Source organism: Corynebacterium sp. ACRQP (assembly GCF_022345915.1).
In the GTDB taxonomy this organism is placed as follows: Bacteria; Actinomycetota; Actinomycetes; order Mycobacteriales; family Mycobacteriaceae; genus Corynebacterium; species Corynebacterium lehmanniae.
In genome coordinates this window covers 1-20,399 of sequence record NZ_JAKRMZ010000029.1, presented here as the reverse complement: position 1 = coordinate 20,399, position 20,399 = coordinate 1, and the positions used below count along the sequence as shown (strand labels likewise).

Here is a 20,399-nt window from a genome sequence, read left to right as displayed (position 1 = left end):
GCGACGCAATACCCCTTTTCAAATCTGTGGATAACTCCCTTGAGGCGCACCTAGAGTTATCCACATGAAGATCGCGCTATTGCAAATCGCCACCGGCAGCGACAAGATGGAAAATTTGGCCGCCATCGAACCACAGGTCCGCGACGCCGCCGCCCAAGGCGCAACGCTGATCGTCCTGCCCGAGGCCGCCAGCCAAGCGTTCGGGCAGGGGAGGCTGGATACGCAGGCAGAAGAGCTGGACGGTCCGTTCGCCACAGGGCTGAAAAAGCTTAGCGACGAGCTCCGCGTCACCATCGTCGCCGGCATGTTCCGCCCCGCAGACACCAACACCGTGGACGGCAAGGAACTCAACCGCGTCTACAACACCGCGCTGATCACCGGCGGCGGGGTGCATAAGGGATACGACAAGATCCACACTTACGACGCCTTCAACTACAAGGAGTCGGACACAGTGCGCGCAGGTGGTGAGCTGGTCACGTTCGTCCACGACGGCGTGACGGTGGGGGTGGCCACCTGCTTTGACATCCGCTTCCCGGAGCAGTTCCAACAGCTTGCCCAACGCGGCGCAAAGGTGGTTGTGGTACCCACGAGCTGGGCGGACGGGCCGGGCAAGGTGGGGCAGTGGCACATCCTCACCGCCGCGCGTGCGCTGGACGCCGGGGTGTTCATCGCGGCGGCCGACCAGGCGCGCCCGGACTTCGAAGCCAAGGCCGGCGAGCCCTCAGGCCCCACGGGCGCGGGGCATTCGGTGGTGGTGGACCCGTTTGGCACACGCCTCGCGGAGGCCGGCTACGGCCCGGAAACCCTGGTGGTGGAGATCGACCCGACTGACGCAGACGAGGCACGCAAGCAGCTGCCGCTAGAGGCGATTAGGCAGCACAGCGCTATGCGCTAAACCACTCCGGCGCCGCATCGGGGGCGACGGTCTGCACGTCCCGCGCCCCGGCCACCTCCAGCGCCGCGGCCAGGCTCACCGCGCGCTCCTCATTCGCGCACACGATCACCCCGCGGCCCCACCACATGCCGGCGCCGGAAACCACCTGCTCCAGCGGCGCGCCCACGCGCGTTTCGGCAATCCACGTCACGTCCAGCCAGTCCTGCGCCTTGGCAAGCGCGTCCAGCGCCGCCGTGTCGTAGAACCCCTCGGGCTCGTCCGCACCGACCACGAGATGCACCTCCGGCGGATCGGGCTGCTCCAAATAGTGGAACACCAGCGCCTTCGCCGCCGCGAACCCACCCTCGGCGGCAACCAGAAGCAATTGCCTATCGACGTCCCCGCGCACCCCGCCCCGCGCCGCCCCCAACGTCAACCAGTCGCCCGGCTGCAACTGCATCTCGTCGGGAACGTGGAACTCCAGCTGCCCGAGCTGGTTGGACGGCAGCGCGGGGACCAGGCCGGTCCACTCGCCGGGCCGATTCGGCGACATCACGGGAATGACCTGGCCGGGGGAGTACGGCACCGGCGTGCCGGCCTCTAGGCGCACGACCTGTACCCCGCCGCGGTGCTCCACGCTAGTCACCTGCGCGGCGGTGGCGGCGGGCACGCCGGCGTAGTCGGCCTGTGAGGCGGCATCGCGCATGAGCTCCGCCGCCTGGATCAGTTCGGGCGCGTCGGCCCCGGCTTCGTCGATAAGCATGTGCACCGCATTGGGGTACTCCTCGGCCGGGAACCCGGTGCGGCGCAGGTCCAGCGCCAACGCCTTGAGCTCGTCGCGCACCTTATCGGCGGGGCGCTCGAGCACCGCGAGGGCGGTGCGGAGCAGGATCGGCGGCATCTCGTCGCCAGGTGGCAGCATCATTTCTGCCTGCGGGTACGCCTCGGAGAAGCGGGCGCGCCACGCGTGGCTGACCTGCTGGCCGTGGGTGCGCAATATCTCGGCAAAGTGGGCGGAAGGCATAAAAACAGGGTACCTAGCGCCTGTGGGCTAAAGTTGCACCCGGTTTGAATGTGATAAGTGGATAGAAAAGAGGTGCTGTGGTGGAATTCACCCCGTATACGCTGCTCACGGACATCGGCTGGATTTCGGTCCTGCTCATCGTCGGCAACATCCTGCGCAACCGGCTGAAGGTGCTGCAGGCGCTGCTGCTGCCTGCCCCGATCACCGCGGGTCTGCTCGGCCTGCTGCTCGGTGACGAGGTCCTGGGCGTCATCCACTGGTCCGACCAAGTGGGCACGTACACCACGCTCCTGATCGCGGTGGTGTTCGCCTCCATGGCCTACTCGATGGAGCTCGGCGGTTCCGTCGCCTCCGGCGCCCGCAACATGTGGGGCTACTCCACCGCCATGTTTATGGGCCAATGGGGCCTGTTCGTGCTGCTCGGCGTGTACCTGTTCGCGCCGGTGTTCGGCACTGAACCGTGGTTCGGCATGATGCTGCCGGTCGGCTTCGTCGGCGGCTTCGGCACCGCGGCGGCCGTGGGCTCCGCGCTCGAGGAGATCGGCGTGGAGGGCGCGTCCTCCATCGGCTTCACCTCCGCCACCGTGGGCACCCTGGTGGCCATCGTGGGCGGCGTGATCATGGCCAACTGGGGCATCCGCAAGGGCAAGGCCTCCCAGCTCGCCGGCACGCTTCCCGACGACCTGCGCACCGGCTACATCCACAACGAAGATGAGCGCCCCTCCATCGGCAAAGCCACCACCAACCCGTCGTCCATCGAGCCGTTGGCGCTGCACGCCGGCTTCATCGTGTTCACCGTGCTCATCGCCTACATGGTCAACAGCGTGATCAAGGGCCAGTGGCCGAACGTGTCCATCCCGCTGTTCGCCATGGCGTTCGTCATCGGGCTTATCGGCCGCCTGCTGCTCAAGCTCGCCGGCCGCCCGAACTACCTGGACAGCTCCACCATCAACTCCGTCTCCGGCGCCGCCACGGACTACATGATCGCCTTCGGCATCGCCTCCATCGTGCCCGCCGCACTCGCTGGCTACTGGCAGGCACTCGTGCTCATCTTCGTGCTGGGCACCCTGTTCTGCGTGGTGTGGATGTTCTGGGCCGGCCCGACCTTCTTCGGCGACAAGTGGCTCGAGCGCGGCCTGTTCGGCTGGGGCTGGGCCACCGCCGCCGTGGCCACCGGCATCGCGCTTTTGAAGATGGTGGACCCGAAGCTCAAATCCGGCACGCTCAACGAGTACGGCGTGGCCTACGTCGGCTTCGCCCCGTTCGAAATCGGCACCACCATCATTGCGCCGATCGCGGTCATCGCGGGCGTGACGGCCATCTTCGGCTGGATCGCATTCGCCATCGCGGTCGGGGTGGTCGTGCTTGCTTACGCGATGAAGTGGATACCGGTCGCGAGATCGTCGTAAAGCTTGGTGCTTAGAACGGCCGGCGGCGCAAAGCGGCAGGGATATACTGCTGGCCGGCTAACCAAGACGCTGCCGCAGGATTCATCGAGTTCATTAGGCGGAGACAGACTTTGTGGTACCGCATGAGCTCGGTTGGCTCCAAAAGCGGTTCCAAGTGGCTCGCTCGATTGCGGGCGAATCGCACGGTGCTCGCCCACTTATAGATCACGGCGTGGCTCGCATGTTGGAACGAAGATCCCTGCTTAGGGGCAAATGCCGAACTGAGAGCCTCGTTCCAAACCCTCATCCTGGGGTTCTGGGAGGAAGTTACTTCGGGGCGTGGCAGAAGGAACAACCAGGATCCGAACGGCAGGGCTGCCACAAGATCGTCATGCGTTGGGTTGGGCTTTGTTGGGTTGCCGTCTTCGCCCAGAAGGGCGGGTTCAGCCTTCTTCCACATGGGTGGCCGGTTGGCGGGCGAGATAATCTGCCGGAGCCGCGGCGCAGGATCTTTAAGCCATCCGCGGGGATACGGTTCTGATCGACCGGGCTCGTTTACGGGCTCGTTCTCGTTCCACCCTTGAAGTAGAGCGTCGATACTGTTGCGCAGCTGCACCTCGACCATTCCGGTGGTCGCAGCGACGGCACCGGCCGCCCCAATATTCCATAAATAGAGTTCAAGTGCCTTCGCGTCGGAGCCCCCAGCGACGGTCCGGTATGTATCGAAGCGGGCGTCCGACAAGGCTTTGGTGATAGCCAAGGTGGTTTGCGTTTGCACGAACTCATATTTACACTGGCAACTACAAGACGGGTTAAAATCCGGTATCAATAAGAATCCCCGCTAGGTTTCGCGCCTAGCGGGTTTCTTTGTTGAAGGGGGTATCCCCCGCGTGTGATCTGGTGCGATGCTACTTTGAGCCAACCCCGCGCAACTTTTTTGCCGTTGACAGGAACAGACTCAACTTCTTGTGCGTTACACCTAGTGCGAAACAAACATTAGGCAAGAAAGGACCATGGAATCATGGCGAATAAATACACGCAGAAGACACAGGAGGCCCTGCAGCAGGCGCAGATGCGCGCCTCTGCCGCCGGCAACCCGGAGATGCGCCCGGCGCACGTGCTGGAAGCGCTTTTGAAGCAGGAGGACGGCATCGCCGCCCCGGTGCTCAAGGCCACGGGCGTGGACCCAGACACCGTCGCGCGCGAGGCCAGCGAGCTGATTAGCACCTACCCCAGCGCGCAGGGGCAGAACATGGCCAACCCGGGCATCAACCGGGACCTGCAGACGGCACTGCAACACGCGCAGGATCTCGCGGGCGAGCTTGGCGACGAGTTCGTGTCCGCCGACGTCCTTTTGGCCAGCATCGCAAAGGGAGGCGACGACGCCGCTGAGCTGCTGACGAAGCGCGGCGCCACCTTCGAGGCGCTCAAGGAAGCCTTCTCCTCGGTGCGCGGCGGCAAGACCGTCACCTCGGACAATCCAGAAGATCAGTTCCAGGCGCTGCAGAAGTACTCCACGGACCTGACCGCGCGTGCGCGCGAGGGCAAGATCGACCCGGTGATCGGGCGCGATTCGGAGATCCGCCGCGTGGTGCAGGTGCTTTCCCGTCGCACGAAGAACAACCCGGTGCTCATCGGTGAGCCGGGCGTCGGTAAGACTGCGATTGTGGAGGGCCTGGCCCGCCGCATCGTGGCTGGCGACGTGCCGGAATCGCTCAAGGGCAAGACGCTGATCTCGCTGGATCTGGGCTCCATGGTCGCGGGCGCGAAGTACCGGGGCGAGTTCGAGGAACGTCTCAAGGCTGTGCTGGACGAGATCAAGGAGTCCAACGGGCAGATCATCACCTTTATCGACGAGCTGCACACCATCGTTGGCGCCGGTGCCTCCGGGGACTCCGCGATGGACGCCGGCAACATGATCAAGCCGCTGCTCGCCCGCGGTGAGCTGCGCCTGGTCGGCGCGACCACGCTGGACGAGTACCGCCAGTACATCGAGAAGGACGCCGCCCTGGAGCGCCGCTTCCAGCAGGTCTACGTGGGCGAGCCGACGGTGGAGGACACCATCGGCATCCTGCGCGGCCTGAAGGAGCGCTACGAGGTGCACCACGGCGTGCGCATCCAGGACTCGGCGCTGGTGTCGGCGGCGGAGCTGTCCAACCGCTACATCACCAACCGCTTCCTGCCGGACAAGGCCATCGACCTGGTCGACGAGGCCGGTTCGCGCCTGCGCATGCAGATCGACTCCTCCCCGCAGGAGATCGACGAGCTCGAGCGCATCGTGCGCCGCCTGGAGATCGAAGAGATCGCCCTGCAGAAAGAGTCCGACGCCGCCTCCGCGCAGCGCCTCGAGCACCTGCGCGAAGAGCTCGCGGACCAGCGTGAGCGCCTCGGCGAGATGAAAGCGCGCTGGGAGAACGAGAAGGCGGAGGTGAACAAGGTCCAGTCCGCGAAGGAGGAGCTCGAGCGCCTGCGCAACGAGTCCGAGATCGCGGAGCGCGAGGGCGACTACGCCAAGGTTTCTGAGCTGCGCTACGGCCGCATCCCGGAGCTTGAGGCTGAGGTAGCCAAGGTGGAATCCGAGGCCAGCAACAAGACCATGCTGGAAGAGGAGGTCACCCCGGACATCATCGCGGACGTCGTGTCCTCCTGGACCGGCATCCCGGCCGGCAAGATGATGCAGGGTGAGACCGAGAAGCTGCTGAACATGGAGTCCGTGCTCGGCGAGCGCGTTGTGGGCCAGAAGGAGGCCGTCGTCGCGGTTTCCGACGCGGTGCGCCGCTCCCGCGCGGGCGTGGCGGACCCGAACCGCCCGATCGGCTCCTTCCTCTTCCTCGGCCCCACCGGCGTGGGTAAGACGGAGCTGGCCAAGTCGCTGTCGGAGTTCCTCTTCGACGACGAGGCGGCCATGATCCGCATCGACATGTCCGAGTACGGCGAGAAGCACTCCGTCGCCCGCCTGGTCGGCGCCCCTCCGGGTTACGTCGGCTTCGATGCCGGCGGCCAGCTCACCGAGGCCGTGCGCCGTCGCCCGTACTCGCTGGTGCTTTTCGACGAGGTCGAGAAGGCGCACCCGGATGTCTTCGACGTGCTTCTGCAGGTCCTGGATGAAGGTCGCCTCACCGACGGCCAGGGCAGGACGGTGGACTTCCGCAACACCGTGGTCATCCTCACCTCCAACCTGGGCGCCGGCGGCAACCGCGAGCAGATCATGGAGGCGGTGAAGCACCACTTCAAGCCGGAGTTCATCAACCGCCTCGACGACGTGGTGGTCTTCGACCCGCTGAGCCAGGACCAGCTCGTCGGCATCGTGGACATCCAGCTCGAGGGCCTGGCCGAGCGCCTCGCCGCCCGTCGCCTGACCCTCGACGTGTCGGATTCCGCGAAGTCCTGGTTGGCCGAGCGCGGCTACGACCCGGCCTACGGTGCCCGCCCGCTGCGCCGCCTGATCCAGCAGGCCATCGGTGACCGCCTGGCCAAGAAGCTGCTGGCGGGTGAGATCGTCGACGGCGACACCGTCCACGTGGACATCGCCGACGGCGGCGAGGGCCTGGACGTTGCCGCGAGGTAGCCCAGACCTACGTTGTTAGATCAAGTCGGTTGTCTGCCTTTTATGCCCCGCCAAACCAATTGCAATGTCCCCAATGAGCTAATACTCTAACAGCCAGACCGTCGAACGACCTTGTCTTCGGCGGTGAGGACCCTGTTGAAGCAGATTGATTGCTTGCAGGGTCCTCTCTTCGTTTGAGTGGATATACGGAGGTGGATAATCAGGACATGACCCAACTCGTGCACACCCCGGAAGCGCTGGCCAAGGCGCTTCCGGCCGGCCCTGTCTCCCTCGTTCCCACCATGGGCGCGCTGCATAGCGGCCACCTCGCCCTCGTCCGCGCCGCCAAGGCGCTGGGCAACCCCGTGGTGGTGAGCATCTTTGTCAACCCGCTGCAGTTCGCGCCGGGCGAGGATTTGGAGAAGTATCCGCGGACGTTGGCTGAGGACGTCGAAAAGCTTGAGGCTCTCGGCGTCGACGCTGTTTTCGCACCTGCGCCGGAGACGATGTACCCGCACGGCCCGCGCACCACGATCCAGCCCGGTCCGCTCGGCGCGGTGCTGGAGGGCGCGACGAGGCCGACGCACTTCGCGGGCGTGCTCACGGTGGTGGCGAAGCTGTTCGCGCTGACTTCCGCCACGGACGCGTTCTTCGGCGAGAAGGACTACCAGCAGCTCGCGCTCATCCGTCAGATGGTGGATGACCTGCACCTTCCCGTGCGCATCCACGGCTGCCCGATCGTGCGCGACACCGACGGTCTCGCGCTGTCTTCGCGCAACCGTTACCTCTCCGACGCGGAGCGGGAGGTTGCCCTGGCCATCCCGCGCGCGCTGGCCACCGGCAGTCTCACCGAAGCGCGCTCGCTTCTCGACGCCACCAAAGGCCTCCACCTCGACTACCTCGTCGCCACCGCCCCCGACATGTCAGATCTGCCGGAGGGGTACACGGGTCCGGCGCGTCTGCTCGTGGCGGCGAAGGTCGGCGCGACCCGTCTGCTGGACAACGCCCCGATCGAGCTCTAGCGCTGCAAGCGACCCGCGCCCTCCTAGAACGTGTGCTCGTCGGCTGGGAACTCCCCGGTGTGCACGGCGCGCTTGTAGTCCGCGGCCGCCGCGGCGAGGTCCGCGCCGACGGAACCGAAACGGCGCACGAATTTCGCGCGGTGGTCGCCCGCGGGCACATCCGCCATGTCGTGCCAGACCAGCACCTGGGCGTCCGTGCCTGCACCCGCGCCGATGCCGACGGTCGGGACCGGGCACGAGTCGGTCAGTTCAGTCGCTAAGTCCGCGGGCACCATTTCGAAGACCACCATGTCGGCGCCGGCTTGGACGACTGCGTGGACGTCGTCACGCAATTGCTCCGCACCGGCGTCGCGGCCTTGGACCTTGAACCCGCTCAGGCTGTCCACGGACTGCGGGGTGAAGCCCACGTGGGCGCACACCACAAGACCTGCGTTTTTCAGCGCCCGGATGCGCGGGGCGATCCGCACGCCGCCCTCCAGCTTCACCATGTGGGCGCCGGTGCGGTGCACGAGGTCGGTGGCGGTGCGGACGCATTGCTCGTCGCTGGCCTCGTAGCTCCCGAACGGCAGGTCCATGATCACCAGCGCATTCCCCGCGCCGCGCACGACGGCCGCGCCGAGGAACGCCATCTCGTCCACGGAGACCTGGTTGGTGGTGTCGTATCCGTAAACCACGTTGGCCGCAGAGTCGCCGACCAGGAGGCACTCGATGCCAGCTTCAGCGAAGACGCGGGCGGTGGCGTAGTCGTATGCAGTGAGCATCGCCCACTTCTCGCCGTCGGCTTTCTTGCGCGCGAAGTCCGCGACGCGCACTTTCTTGGTGGGGGCAAGGTATCCAGTCACGCATGCAGTCTAGGCCAGCGGCAACCGTGAAAATCCCAAATCAGCGGCGGAAGGGTTTAGACTGCCGTGCATGCAGGCAACCACCACGATCCTCACCCGCGTTGCAATCCCGGGCGTTGAGAGCGAGCAGCTGCAGGCGCACCAGATTGGGCTGAATCATTTTGTGGTGGCGAGCGTGCCGTTTGTGGATACGACGCTAGCGATGGGCGACATCGTGGAGTGCGTGACGGTGGGCGGCGCGTTCCACGTGGATCGCGTTGTGGTGCGCGGCGGCGCGTCGACGGTGCGCGTGCTGCCGGAGGATCCAGAGGGGCTGGACCCGGACGAGATCGCCGGCACGCTGCTGGCGTTCGGGTGCCGGGTGGAGCTCGGCCCGGGCGGCATGCTCGCGGCCAGCATCGGCGCGGATTGCCCGCGCGAGGGGATCACCGAGTGGCTCAGCGGTTTGGAAGAGCAGGGCACAATCCAGCTCGCTCCCGGGTACATGGCGTAAAACACCGTTACACTTGCGGCCATGAGCGTCTTTGTCTCCGCCGCTGAACTCAACGAGCGAATCCAGACTGGCCAGAAGCAGACCATCATCGCCGCGCTGTGGGAGCCGAAAGCAGGCAAAGCGTGGTCCAAATTCCAATCTGAGCACATCCCGACGGCGCTGTACTGCGACCCGTCGGTGCAGCTCGCCGGCATGCCCGGCCGCTCGGCTGGTCGCAACCCGCTGCCCAGCATCGACGTGGTGCGCAAAGCCGCGGCGGGCTGGGGCATCGAGGACGGCCGACCGGTGTACATCTACGACGGCGGCAACGGCCTGTTCGCCGCCCGCGCGTGGTGGATCCTGCGCTGGGCGGGCGTGAAGGACGTGCACATCCTCGACGGCGGCTTCGCCACCTGGGACGGCGAAGGCTTCCCCACGGTCGCGGGCCCGGGCGGCATCGTCGTCCCGCGCGACGTCGAACTCGCCGAGGGCAGCTTGCCGTCCGCAACCATGGAGGACGTCAGGGCATTTGAGGGATTGCTTATCGACGCCAGAGGTGCCCGCCGTTTCCAGGGCCTCCGCGAGATCCTGGATTTGCGCGCCGGGCACATCCCGGGTGCCCGCAACCTGCCGGTCAACGACCTGTTCGACACGGAGACCCACAAGGTGAAGGACACCGACACGATCCGCGACCGCTTCTCCCAGCTAGGCGTTACCCAGAACACAGACCCGGCCAGCGTGATCACCTACTCCGGCTCCGGCAACCACTCCGCCCTGCTGCTGGCCGCGATGGAGCACGCCGGCCTGCCGCTGCTCACCCATTACGTGGGCGGCTGGTCCCAGTGGAGCGCGAACCGCGACAACCCGGTGGCGACGGACATTTAGTGTCGGGCCGCGCGGTAGCATAGGCCGCGATGGTCATCCTGCTGTTCGTTCTCGCACTCGCGGCGCTGCTTGCCGCCGTGGCGCTGTTCGCATCCGACGCCCGCGAGCGCAGCACAAAACCCGAAAAGCCCGCTAAACCGGCCAAGCCCAGTAAGCGCGCCCGCCGCGCCTGGGCTCGCGAGCACGGCTACGCCTTCGCGTCCAGCGACGACATGCTGGCAGGTGAGTGGTCCCGCGGCGCCGCCGCCGGGGGAGCCTCCGCCCGAAACGTGGCCACAGGCGCCGCCTACGGGCACGACGCGCACGTGGCGGATCTGGGCGAGGCCACCGTCATCGCCATGGGCACCGGCGCGGAAACCAACGCGGTGGTGGACTTCCGCCGCACCGATTTCGCGGCGGAAGGCTCCGACGACCTGGTGGAGCTGGACACGCACCATGGGTTCACGTGTTTTGCTACGCAGGCGGGGGCGGGCCGGAGGTTCGTCGATAGGCGAGTGCTCACCGCACTCGAACAACTGCCCGCCGCCGTGCAGGCCGTCTGGTTCGAGGGCGCGTGGGCGATCGCGCAGCTGAGCCGCGACGCCACCCCGCAGGACTGGGACGCCACCCTTGCGCCCCTGGCGCTGCTCGCGGACGCGGCCCGGACGCTCCCGCCTCTCGACGATGCTCCGCTCACCCTCCCATTCCCCACCCGCGACATCCCGGGCCAGGCCCCCGCGGCAGAGCCTGAGGCCGAGGATGAGCCGGTGATGCAGCGCCCCGAGGACCCCGTGGAGCTGCCCACCCGCACCACCGGCGGCGAGCGCGGCGAGGTGGCCGACCACACCATCGGCGGCGACGACGTGGAAGCCATCGCCGGCGACGAGCGCCGCGTGGTGGACTTAACCCGGGTGCGCCGCATGCAGGGCCCGAGCTCAATATTCGACGACAAGGAGTAAAACGATGAAGGAAAAACTCGCTGAACTGGTCAAAGAGCTGGCAGTTGTGCACGGCAAAGTGACCCTGTCCTCGGGCAAGGAGGCGGACTACTACGTGGATCTGCGCCGCGCGACGCTGCACCACGAGGCCAGCCCGCTGATCGGCAAGCTGCTGCGCGAGCTCACCGACGACCTGGACTTCGACGCCGTCGGCGGCCTCACCCTGGGCGCCGACCCGGTGGCCACCGCCGTCATGCACGCCCCCGGCCGCCCGATCGATTCCTTTGTGGTGCGCAAGGAGGCCAAGAAGCACGGCATGCAGCGCCGCATCGAAGGCCCGTCCATCAAAGGCAAGCGAGTGCTGGTGGTCGAGGACACCACCACCACCGGCAACTCGCCGCTCACCGCCGTCGAGGCCTGCCGTGAGGAGGGTGCTGAGGTGGTCGCCGTGGCCACCGTCGTCGACCGCGCGACCGGCGCCGACCAGGTGCTCCGCGACGCCGGCCTGGAGTACCGCTTCCTCCTCGGACTCGAAGACCTCGGCCTTGCCTAACTCGTCTGACGGGAAACTCCGCGGCCCCACCGAATGGAACGAAGGCCGCCACGGCGTCGGCCCCTGGGAAGGCCAGTGGCCCGAAGACCCCCGCTACGACCCGGATTTTCTCCGCGACGGCGACCGCCGCAACGTCGTCGACGCGTACCGCTACTGGTCGCTGGACGCGGTGGTGGAGGACCTTGACCAGCGCCGCCACCCCTTCCACGTGGCCATCGAGAACTTCGAAAACGACATGAACATCGGCACGGTGGTGCGCACCGCCAACGCCTTTTTGGCCCGCGAGGTGCACATTGTCGGGCGCAAGCGGTGGAACCGGCGCGGCGCCATGGTCACGGACCGCTACCAGCACATCCGCCACCACGAAACCGTAGCCGACCTCATGGAATGGGCCGCCGCGGAGGGCATACCGGTGGTCGCCATCGACAACACTCCCGGTTCCGTCCCTCTCGAGACCGCCGAGCTGCCCCGCGAGTGTGTTCTGCTGTTTGGTCAGGAGGGGCCAGGCGTGACCGAAGCGGCCCAGGAGGCGTCGGTGATGACCTGCTCGATCGCCCAGTTCGGCTCCACCCGCTCCATCAACGCCGGCGTCGCGGCCGGCATCGCGATGCACGCCTGGGTCCGTCAGCACGCGGACCTCTCCCAGGCGTGGTAGCCGAGGGGCGGCCGGCCCCGGTTTTGTACGAATTTACATGCACCAAAACTTATAATCTTCTGACCTGCACGTTCGAAATTGAACAACCGTCCCAATTGTCGATTTGTGCATGTTTCGTTTAGCTGGCCCGTCGCCAGGCCCGCTACCAGACCCGCCGCCAGACCTAACCGAACCCCTAAAACCAGCCGGAACCGGTGAAACGAATCCGGCCACTCTGGCAATATAGGTACGAACCGTTTGAACTTGAGGAGTCCCCCTGTGCCGGAAACGTGGGCGCACCGCGCCGACCTGGCTGAATCTGCCGTAAATGAACGCCACGCGCAAAAGCTTTGGGGCCTGCCCAAGACGAATCTGGCGGTGGTGGCGTGGCCGCCGGGCCCGAAGGACCGCCTGTTTTGGCACTGGCACTACTGGTGGCAGGCCCAGTACCTGGACTGCCAGGTCGACGCCGCCGCCCGCCGCGAAACGAAATCGCGCCGCCGCCGGATCGCGGACACGCTGCGCGGGGTGCAGCGCCGCAACCGGGGCAAGCTGCTGACCAACGTCCACTACGACGACAAGGCGTGGCTGGCCCTGGCGTGGAACCGCGCGACCCGCATCGGCGGGATCAGGCGCAACCGCCACCTGGATGACCTGGAGTTTGACCTGCTCGCGGGCATCGACCCGGTGACGGGCGTGCTGCCGTGGCGAAGCGGCGAGACGTTCTACAACGTGCCGTCGAACGCCACCGCGGCGCTGCTGTTCGCCCGCACGGGCCGCCTGGATAAGGCGCGCGAGATTGTGGACTGGATCTTCGACAACCTGGTGCGTGAGGACGGTCTGCTTGACGACGGCATCCGGATGCGCATGAGCGGACCGGAGGTCGTCGATAAGGTGTACACCTACAACCAGGGCACCGCACTCGGAGCGAGCCTCGAGATCGCGCTTGCGCTGCGTGAGGACGTCGGCCTGGCGCACGACGAGCAGATCGATTCCTTCGTTTACTCGGAGCGCGCGGACGCGTCGATGTTCTACATCACCCACATCCGCGCGATCGTGCAGGCGATTGCGCTGCACCTGGCCACCCCGCAGGGCGTGCTGCTGAGCCCGCCGGAGGAGTCTGGGGAGGGCGACGGCGGCCTGTTCAAGGGCATTCTCGCGCGCTACCTGGCCGAGGTTGCCCTGCGGCTGCCGGAGGATTCGAAGGAGAACGTCGCCACCCGCAAGATCGCGGCGCGGCTGGTCATGCAGTCGGCGGAGTCGCTGTGGTCGCACCGCCTGGAGGTCGACGGTTTGCCGGTGTTCGCCGCGGAGTGGACCCAGGATGCGAAGTTGCCGCACAACTACGGGCTCGGGCCTTCGTCGATAAGCGAGGCGGTGGGGCTCGTGCGCATCGACGAGCGCGACCTGTCCGTCCAACTTTCCGGCTGGATGCTGCTGGAGGCGGCGGCGAGGGTGGCTGCAGCGCAGGCGTAAAAGGGGCATACTGGGGGCGTAACTGCAACCCCTAGCAGGAGGATTTCCATGCCCATCGCAACCCCCGAGGTCTACAACCAGATGCTGGACACCGCCAAGAAGGGCGGCTTCGCGTTCCCGGCGATCAACTGCACCTCCTCGGAGACCATCAACGCGGCTATCAAGGGTTTCGCCGAGGCGGAGTCTGACGGCATCATCCAGTTCTCCACCGGCGGCGCCGAGTTCGGCTCTGGCCTGGGCGTGAAGAACAAGGTTGCGGGCGCGAAGGCGCTGGCGTCGTTCGCGCACGAGGTGGCGCAGCACTACGACGTCAACATCGCCCTGCACACCGACCACTGCCAGAAGGAAGTGCTGGACGACTACGTCCGTCCGCTCATCGCCATCTCCCAGGAGCGCGTGGACCGCGGCGAGCTGCCGCTGTTCCAGTCCCACATGTGGGACGGCTCCGCAGTGCCGATCGACGAGAACCTTGAGATCGCGCAGGAGCTCCTGGCTAAGGCGCACGCGGCGAACATCATCCTCGAGGTGGAAATCGGTGTCGTCGGCGGCGAGGAGGACGGCGTCGAGGCTCGCGCCGGCTCGAACCTGTACACCAACGAAGCCGATTTTGAGAAGACCGTCGATGCCCTCGGCACCGGCGAGAACGGCCGCTACCTGCTGGCCGCCACCTTCGGCAACGTCCACGGCGTGTACAAGCCGGGCAACGTGAAGCTGCGTCCGGAGGTCTTGGACATGGGCCAGAAGGTCGCCGCCCGCAAGCTCGGCCTGGACGAGGGTGCGCAGCCGTTCGACTTCGTCTTCCACGGCGGCTCCGGCTCCGAGAAGGAGAAGATCGAGGAGGCCCTGCGCTACGGCGTGATCAAGATGAACGTGGACACCGACACCCAGTACGCGTTCACCCGCCCGGTCGCGGCGCACATGTTCTCCAACTACGACGGTGTGCTCAAGATCGACGGCGAGGTGGGCAACAAGAAGACCTACGACCCGCGTTCCTACCTGAAGAAGGCTGAGCAGGCCATGTCCGAGCGCGTCATCGAGGCATGCCAGGACCTCCACTCCGTGGGCAAGTCCGTGTCCAAGTAAGCATTTGCTTCTCGACGAACCTCCGGCCATCCCCGGAGGTTTTCCTTTTGCCAGACCGTGTTCTTTCCCGCCTAAACTGTCTAACCATGGCGAAGCAGAGGATGGGTACGCGGGAGCGTCTTCAGCTGGTGGACAAGTCGGTGCAGGCGCGCCTGAAACGTGTGCGCAAACGCCTGCTCCCGATTATGCAGATCGGCCTCGCCGCCGGCCTGGCTTACTTCCTGGCCCGCGACGTCGCCGGGCACCCGCGGCCGTTCTTCGCCCCGATCAGTGTGGTCATCATTATCGGTATGACGGGCGGAGATCGCGTCTCTAAGTCAGTGGATATGGCGCTCGGTTGCATCCTCGGCGTGCTCGTGGGCGACCTCATCTTCTACCGGCTCGGCGACGGCGGCTGGCAGATCGCCGTCATCGTCGCGGGCTCGCTGCTCATTGCGTCGTTCTTCTCCAGTTCGATCCTGGTGAACAACCAGGCCGCGATCGGCGCCATCCTGATTGCCACGATCATGCCGCCGGGCGCGGAGGTCACCGGCATCGACCGCACTGTGGACGCGATCATCGGCTGTCTGGTCGCCATGGCCACGATCGCGCTGATCCCGCAGGCACCGATGCAGTCGGCCCGCGCCGAGGTGTCAAAGGTGCTGGGCATCATGTCGTCGGTGCTCGACGACGTCTCCGATGGACTCCGCGACAAGGACCCCGCCAGCATCGACGAGGCCCTCGACCTCATCCGCGGCACCCAAACCGGCATCGACGACCTCGCCGCCGCCATCAAGGCCGGCCAGGAAACGTCGCTGGTCTCGCCGTTTCTGTGGGGTACGCGCCGCTACATCAATTCCCTCGCGCGCGTGATCCCGCCCGTCGACAATGCGGTGCGCACGACTCGCGTGCTGGCGCGCAGGGCGGGCGTGCTTGCCGACGACAACGATTCCGCCACCCCCGCCCAAATCGAGCTCCTGGACACCCTTTCCCAGGTGTGCCTGGAACTTTCCGAGGTCTACGACGTCAACTCCCGCGTCGCCCAGGCCACCGTGATCCCGCAGTGCGTGAACGAGCTGCGCCAGGCCGCGCAGGAGGCTGGCATGGACGTCATCCCGGAGGACGGCGTGCTGTCCTCGTACGCGATTTTGGCGCAGACTCGCTCGCTGATCGTGGACTTGTTGATGGTGTGCGGGATGTCCCACGAGTCGGCGCTGGCTGCTTTGGTACCCACCTCGCAGACGCCGAAGGTCGAGCCGGAATCGTTCGACTTCGACTAGCGGGCGTTGGGTTTGGCAGCCCAAACCAACCCGCACAGCGAAAACCCCGACTGGGAGGAAAACCCAGCCGGGGTTTGAGGCGCTTAGCGCGTAGTGCTTAGCGCTTGTTGATGTCGCCCTCGACATCGCCTTCGACGACGCCGTCGGTCTCGAAGCGCTCCTTGCGGACCTCCTCGGAGACGCGCTCGGTGTCGCGGACGGTGTCCTTCTCCAGGGAGACCTTCTCCACCGGGACGGACTCCTTGGAAACGTTCACGCGGTCCTCGGAGAGGGTGACGGAAGCTTCCTGCTCGCCGATGTTGCCGTCGTAGTTGGCGCGGTCAGCGTCGGTGATCGGCTCGCGGACAACGCGGACCTCTTCGCGCTCAACCGGAACCTCGACGGTCTCGGTCTCGTTGACCACGTACTTGCGCAGGCGGACCTGGCCGGTCTCAACGCGGTCCTTCGAGACGTTCAGCTGCTCCTCGGAGCGGATGATCTCGCCGTTGTCTGCGACGTCGCGACGGTCGGTGTCGGCGAACTCGCGGCGCTCAGCGTCGACGTCGGTCTCGACGTCGCGGCGCTCGCCGGCAGCGTAGCCAGCACCTGCAGCACCTGCTGCGCCCGCACCAGCAGCGCCGGTCTCTGCGAAGCGGTTACCAGTCTCGTAGGTGGTCACGTCCTGGGTGTTCTCCAGGCCGTAGTGGCGGTAGAACGCGTCCTGGTCCTCGGTGGTGAGGTGGCCGTTCTCGTCCAGGTCCGGTGCGTCCTCGATGCGCTCCTTCGGGAATGCGAGGTGCAGCTCGCCGTCGCGCAGGGTGTGGCCACGCAGCGGGACGATGGAGTCGCCGCCACCGAAGAGACCGTGGTTGACGGAAACGAAGTCCGGCTGGCCGGTGGTGTCGTTGACGTAAACGTCCTTGACGCCGCCAACCTTGTCGCCGTCGACGTCGTATGCGGTTGCGTTTGCGAGGTCCTCGATGCGGTTGAAGTCAGCCATGATTTCTCCTTAAAGGTTTTGGCTAGTAAATTTATTTTGCTACCGCGGTTTCCGTCTGGAGCGGTCCTTGCGGGAACAAAAACGAATGTAGGGAAGAGTTCCACGGCGCGTTTGGACGTCCGTTCAAAACCGCGGTTAGAACAAAAATTCGAGCGACAAACCCGCCCACTTCAGGTAGCCCTAGTCACACCCCTTTGACGTGGGCCTTTGCCTATCGACGCCACGTAAACCGCCAAAACCTACAACAAGGCTCAGTACCGGCGAGGTAACGAAACGCTAACCAAACGCCACAAAATTCCCACTGTGAGATAACTCACATTCTAGAATTTAGCCCTCGCGGACGCTCTGGATGTCGCGCAGATGGCGGTAGAACGTGACGCGGGTGACGGGGCGGGGGCGACGGATGCCGTCGATAAGCACGGCGATTTCCTCGCCCCCTGATTGCAGCGCGCGGCCTGCGAGGACCCGGGAGGCGTCGGTGCGGCGCACGGGCTGTCGCCGCAGGAAGCGGCGCGTGGGCACGAGCGGGCTGACAAACGGCACCGCGACCAGCCCGGGCGCGTCTACGGTGGGTACGAGCCGCGCCCCGAACTCGCTGCCGCCGACGAGCACCTCGGAGTCCACGACAATTTCGCCCACGTACGGCGCGGAGCCGTCGCCAGTAAACAGCTCGGCGGAACCCGCGACCACCTCGCCGAAGTCCGTGCGTATGCAGGGCATCGGCCGCACCGCCCCCTCGACAGCGAGCGCCGCATCGCCGGCACCCCACATCACCGCTGCGGGAGATTGCCTATCGACGGGCACGTACCCGACCTCCACCCACATCACATCCGCCCGCATCAGGCGAGTGAGCACGAGCCCCAGGGCGCGGTCGTCGCCGGAGACCACCACGCGCACCGGCTCGGAAGGCCGCTGCGGCGCAAAGGCAGGCTCTCCCAGATGGGACACGTTCGGGCTGGCCTGGATCTCGTCCAGAGACGGGGTGGGGTCCTTGGGCAACACCTCGCGCGCGATGTCCGCCAGAAACTTCAGTTCCCGCTGGCTGGGGTGCTGCGGAAGGTCGAAGCGCTGAGCGCCGGGGATGACTGGCGCGTCGCCGCACGCGCAGTGGATGAGCCGCATGGCGCTCACGCTACAATATGGCCGTTATTGCGCCATATATAAGGAGTGTGCGATGTCCGCCATCATCATTGTGGGCGCCCAGTGGGGCGACGAGGGCAAAGGCAAAGCGACCGACATCCTCGGCGGCAAGGTCGATTACGTGGTTAAACCCAACGGCGGCAACAACGCGGGCCACACCGTTGTGGTGGGCGGGGAGAAGTACGAGCTGAAGCTGTTGCCCGCCGGCGTGCTCAGCGAGAACGCCACCCCGATCTTGGGCAACGGCGTGGTGGTGAATCTGGAGGCGTTGTTCGAGGAAATCGACGGCTTGGAGGCCCGCGGCGCCAACGCGTCCCGCCTGAAGGTCTCCGCCAACGCGCACATGGTGGCGCCGTACCACCAGCAGCTGGACCGCGTGCAGGAGCGCTTCCTGGGCAAACGCGCCATCGGCACCACCGGCCGCGGCATTGGCCCCACCTATGCCGACAAGGTCGCGCGCGTGGGGCTGCGCGTGCAGGACATCTTTGACGAGTCCATCCTGCGCCAGAAGATCGAGTCCGCGCTGGACGTGAAGAACCAGATGCTGGTGAAGTTGTACAACCGTCGCGCGATCTCCGTGGAGGAGACCATGGACTACTTCGGCCGCTACGGCGAGCGTCTCGCGCCCATGGTTATCGATGCGGAGCGTGTGCTTAACGACGCCCTGGACCGCGGCGAGCACGTCCTCATGGAGGGCGGCCAGGCCACGATGCTGGATGTGGACCACGGCACCTACCCGTTTGTCACGTCCTCCAACCCCACCGCCGGCGGCGCCTGCGTGGGTTCCGGCATCGGCCCGACCCGCATCACCGGCGTGCTGGGCATTGTCAAGGCGTACACCACCCGCGTGGGTGCCGGCCCGTTCCCCACAGAGCTGTTTGATAAGTGGGGCGAGTTCCTTCAGGTCACCGGCGGCGAGGTGGGCGTAAACACCGGGCGCGTGCGCCGCACCGGCTGGTACGACAGCGTGATCGCGCGCTACGCCTCCCGCGTCAACGGCTTCACGGACCTGTTCCTGACCAAGCTGGACGTGCTCACCGGCATCGGCGAGATCCCCATCTGCGTGGCTTACGACGTGGACGGCAAGCGTTTCGACGAAATGCCGCTGACACAGACCGACTTCCACCACGCCGAGCCGATCTACGAGACCATGCCGGCCTGGGACGAGGACATCACCGAGTGCCGCACGTTTGAAGATCTGCCCCAGAAGGCACAGGACTACGTGCTGCGCCTGGAGGAGCTCTCCGGCGCGCCGATCTCCTACATCGGCGTCGGCCCGGGCCGCGACCAGACCATCGTGCGCCACGATGTGATGCAGCGATAGGGGTTTCCTGGGGGTTCGGGGGGCGTCGTGCTTTGCGACGCCCCTTCGGCCTTTCCACTCCCTTCGGTGGGGAGACGATTGAATAAGTGTGTAGATGGATGCGCGCATCCAGGAGACGAACACCACTGTCCAGCAGCGTCTGGGCGTGTTCACCTCAGAAGTCGCTATCCAGCTCGACGTCATCAACAGGCGACCGAGCTAGTACGGAACGGGTGCGAGCGGCTCCGTACAGGACCTCGAGCTCACGGGGTCTTCCGGCAACGCCTAGGCAAAGATTTCCCGCACGAGGGAGTGTGGAGGCTTCTGCCTATCGACGCCTCGCCGGCCACCCCCATAAGGGTGATAAACGAAAACTTGCGTCACATTCTTACCTGAAATTAAGAACCGTCTCGTTTTGGTCCGTCGGCTGGAGCTTCGGAGCTTCTGGCGGCACAGCAACTTAGCAGGAAGTTTTGTGGCCTAAACTTCCTAGCTGCGATTCTGCTGATCGTGCCCTCTCATCTTTCTTTCGAGGGGGATGGAGTGTGCGCTTTTGAGTTGCTCAGGGTGATGTTAAGAACGGCGCCGCTCGGGCATTAGTTGTGATCGACGTGTCGTGCATTTCGTAAGCTCCTCTGAGCTGTCTGTGCAGGTGGTAAACGCCATATGTCTAATTAGTCAAAGTTTAGCGCCGTTTTGTGGGGGGTAGATGTTCATCAAAGGGGCATTGCAGACGCCTTGGGGCATCCGTACGCTTGTCCATGTTGGCCCTTATAGACAATTGGCTAGCTGTACAAATGTCACGTGTTGCGACCGGCTAGTTGGTAGCGGTGTGGTGACTTTCGGGTAGCGGTTCAGTGGGTTTCCGGTAGCGGGGTTGGCGGTGGCGGGTGATGCTTTCGGGTGGTTGCACCACAGGGGTGTAGCCGGTTACCGGAAGGAGTCCGCTGATGACGGATTACCGGGCGGTGATGAAGCTGCTTGTGCAGCAGCGTTCGTAC

The 20,399-nt window shown here is 65.7% G+C and carries 17 protein-coding genes; 13 read left to right on the top strand and 4 right to left on the bottom strand.

Annotated features, from left to right (window positions below; genetic code table 11):
* Nucleotides 1-64: 64 nt before the first annotated feature.
* On the top strand, nt 65-895 hold the full coding sequence (locus tag MHY23_RS10665) for a carbon-nitrogen hydrolase family protein (RefSeq protein ID WP_239307539.1): 831 nt from the start codon (nt 65-67) through the stop codon (nt 893-895).
* Here the strand turns inward: MHY23_RS10665 and MHY23_RS10660 are convergent.
* Nucleotides 885-1,898 (bottom strand): hypothetical protein, encoded by a 1,014-nt coding sequence (locus MHY23_RS10660; protein ID WP_239307538.1) that lies wholly within the window; start codon nt 1,896-1,898, stop codon nt 885-887. The two genes, MHY23_RS10665 and MHY23_RS10660, sit on opposite strands and share 11 nt — an antisense overlap.
* Nucleotides 1,899-1,978: 80 nt before the next feature.
* Here MHY23_RS10660 and MHY23_RS10655 point away from each other — a divergent pair, with 80 nt between their 5' ends.
* The 3 genes from MHY23_RS10655 to panC all read left to right on the top strand — a co-directional run bounded on the left by MHY23_RS10655 (nt 1,979) and on the right by panC (nt 7,855).
* Nucleotides 1,979-3,307, top strand: a complete 1,329-nt coding sequence (locus tag MHY23_RS10655) for a sodium:glutamate symporter (RefSeq protein WP_239307548.1) — start codon at nt 1,979-1,981, stop codon at nt 3,305-3,307.
* A gap of 1,000 nt (nt 3,308-4,307) precedes the next feature.
* Nucleotides 4,308-6,854 carry an ATP-dependent chaperone ClpB gene (clpB, locus tag MHY23_RS10650; protein ID WP_239307537.1) on the top strand — a complete coding sequence of 849 codons (2,547 nt, stop codon included), beginning with the start codon at nt 4,308-4,310 and terminating at the stop codon, nt 6,852-6,854.
* Between the two features lie 206 nt (nt 6,855-7,060).
* Nucleotides 7,061-7,855, top strand: a complete 795-nt coding sequence (panC, locus tag MHY23_RS10645) for a pantoate--beta-alanine ligase (protein ID WP_239307536.1) — start codon at nt 7,061-7,063, stop codon at nt 7,853-7,855.
* Between the two features lie 23 nt (nt 7,856-7,878).
* On the opposite strand, the gene panB is transcribed toward panC, so the two are convergent.
* Nucleotides 7,879-8,697 (bottom strand): 3-methyl-2-oxobutanoate hydroxymethyltransferase, encoded by an 819-nt coding sequence (panB, locus tag MHY23_RS10640; RefSeq protein ID WP_239307535.1) that lies wholly within the window; start codon nt 8,695-8,697, stop codon nt 7,879-7,881.
* A 70-nt stretch (nt 8,698-8,767) separates the two neighbouring features.
* Between panB and MHY23_RS10635 the strand changes: the two genes are divergently transcribed.
* The 8 genes from MHY23_RS10635 (at nt 8,768) to MHY23_RS10600 (ending at nt 15,976) form a co-directional block, all read left to right on the top strand.
* Nucleotides 8,768-9,190 carry a DUF4265 domain-containing protein gene (locus tag MHY23_RS10635; RefSeq protein WP_239307534.1) on the top strand — a complete coding sequence of 141 codons (423 nt, stop codon included), beginning with the start codon at nt 8,768-8,770 and terminating at the stop codon, nt 9,188-9,190.
* 21 nt (nt 9,191-9,211) lie between these two features.
* On the top strand, nt 9,212-10,054 hold the full coding sequence (locus MHY23_RS10630; RefSeq protein ID WP_239307533.1) for a sulfurtransferase: 843 nt from the start codon (nt 9,212-9,214) through the stop codon (nt 10,052-10,054).
* Nucleotides 10,055-10,083: 29 nt separating this feature from the next.
* Nucleotides 10,084-10,992 carry a hypothetical protein gene (locus MHY23_RS10625; protein WP_239307532.1) on the top strand — a complete coding sequence of 303 codons (909 nt, stop codon included), beginning with the start codon at nt 10,084-10,086 and terminating at the stop codon, nt 10,990-10,992.
* 4 nt (nt 10,993-10,996) lie between these two features.
* Nucleotides 10,997-11,524 carry an orotate phosphoribosyltransferase gene (gene pyrE, locus MHY23_RS10620; RefSeq protein WP_239307531.1) on the top strand — a complete coding sequence of 176 codons (528 nt, stop codon included), beginning with the start codon at nt 10,997-10,999 and terminating at the stop codon, nt 11,522-11,524.
* On the top strand, nt 11,517-12,179 hold the full coding sequence (locus MHY23_RS10615) for an RNA methyltransferase (protein ID WP_239307530.1): 663 nt from the start codon (nt 11,517-11,519) through the stop codon (nt 12,177-12,179). Before pyrE ends, MHY23_RS10615 begins: the two co-directional genes overlap by 8 nt.
* A gap of 258 nt (nt 12,180-12,437) precedes the next feature.
* A complete protein-coding gene (locus tag MHY23_RS10610) occupies nt 12,438-13,634 on the top strand; it encodes a glycoside hydrolase family 76 protein (RefSeq protein WP_239307529.1) in 1,197 nt (398 codons plus the stop codon).
* 48 nt (nt 13,635-13,682) lie between these two features.
* Nucleotides 13,683-14,717 (top strand): class II fructose-bisphosphate aldolase, encoded by a 1,035-nt coding sequence (gene fbaA, locus MHY23_RS10605; protein WP_181889151.1) that lies wholly within the window; start codon nt 13,683-13,685, stop codon nt 14,715-14,717.
* 86 nt (nt 14,718-14,803) lie between these two features.
* A complete protein-coding gene (locus tag MHY23_RS10600; RefSeq protein WP_239307528.1) occupies nt 14,804-15,976 on the top strand; it encodes an aromatic acid exporter family protein in 1,173 nt (390 codons plus the stop codon).
* Nucleotides 15,977-16,073: 97 nt separating this feature from the next.
* On the opposite strand, the gene MHY23_RS10595 is transcribed toward MHY23_RS10600, so the two are convergent.
* Both MHY23_RS10595 and MHY23_RS10590 read right to left on the bottom strand, forming a co-directional pair.
* On the bottom strand, nt 16,074-16,955 hold the full coding sequence (locus tag MHY23_RS10595; protein WP_239307527.1) for a PRC and DUF2382 domain-containing protein: 882 nt from the start codon (nt 16,953-16,955) through the stop codon (nt 16,074-16,076).
* Between the two features lie 327 nt (nt 16,956-17,282).
* The gene (locus tag MHY23_RS10590) at nt 17,283-18,077 is read right to left on the bottom strand and encodes a hypothetical protein (protein ID WP_239307526.1); all 795 of its coding nucleotides are present in this window, start codon (nt 18,075-18,077) and stop codon (nt 17,283-17,285) included.
* A 52-nt stretch (nt 18,078-18,129) separates the two neighbouring features.
* Between MHY23_RS10590 and MHY23_RS10585 the strand changes: the two genes are divergently transcribed.
* A complete protein-coding gene (locus MHY23_RS10585; protein WP_239307525.1) occupies nt 18,130-19,419 on the top strand; it encodes an adenylosuccinate synthase in 1,290 nt (429 codons plus the stop codon).
* Nucleotides 19,420-20,399: the final 980 nt, after the last annotated feature.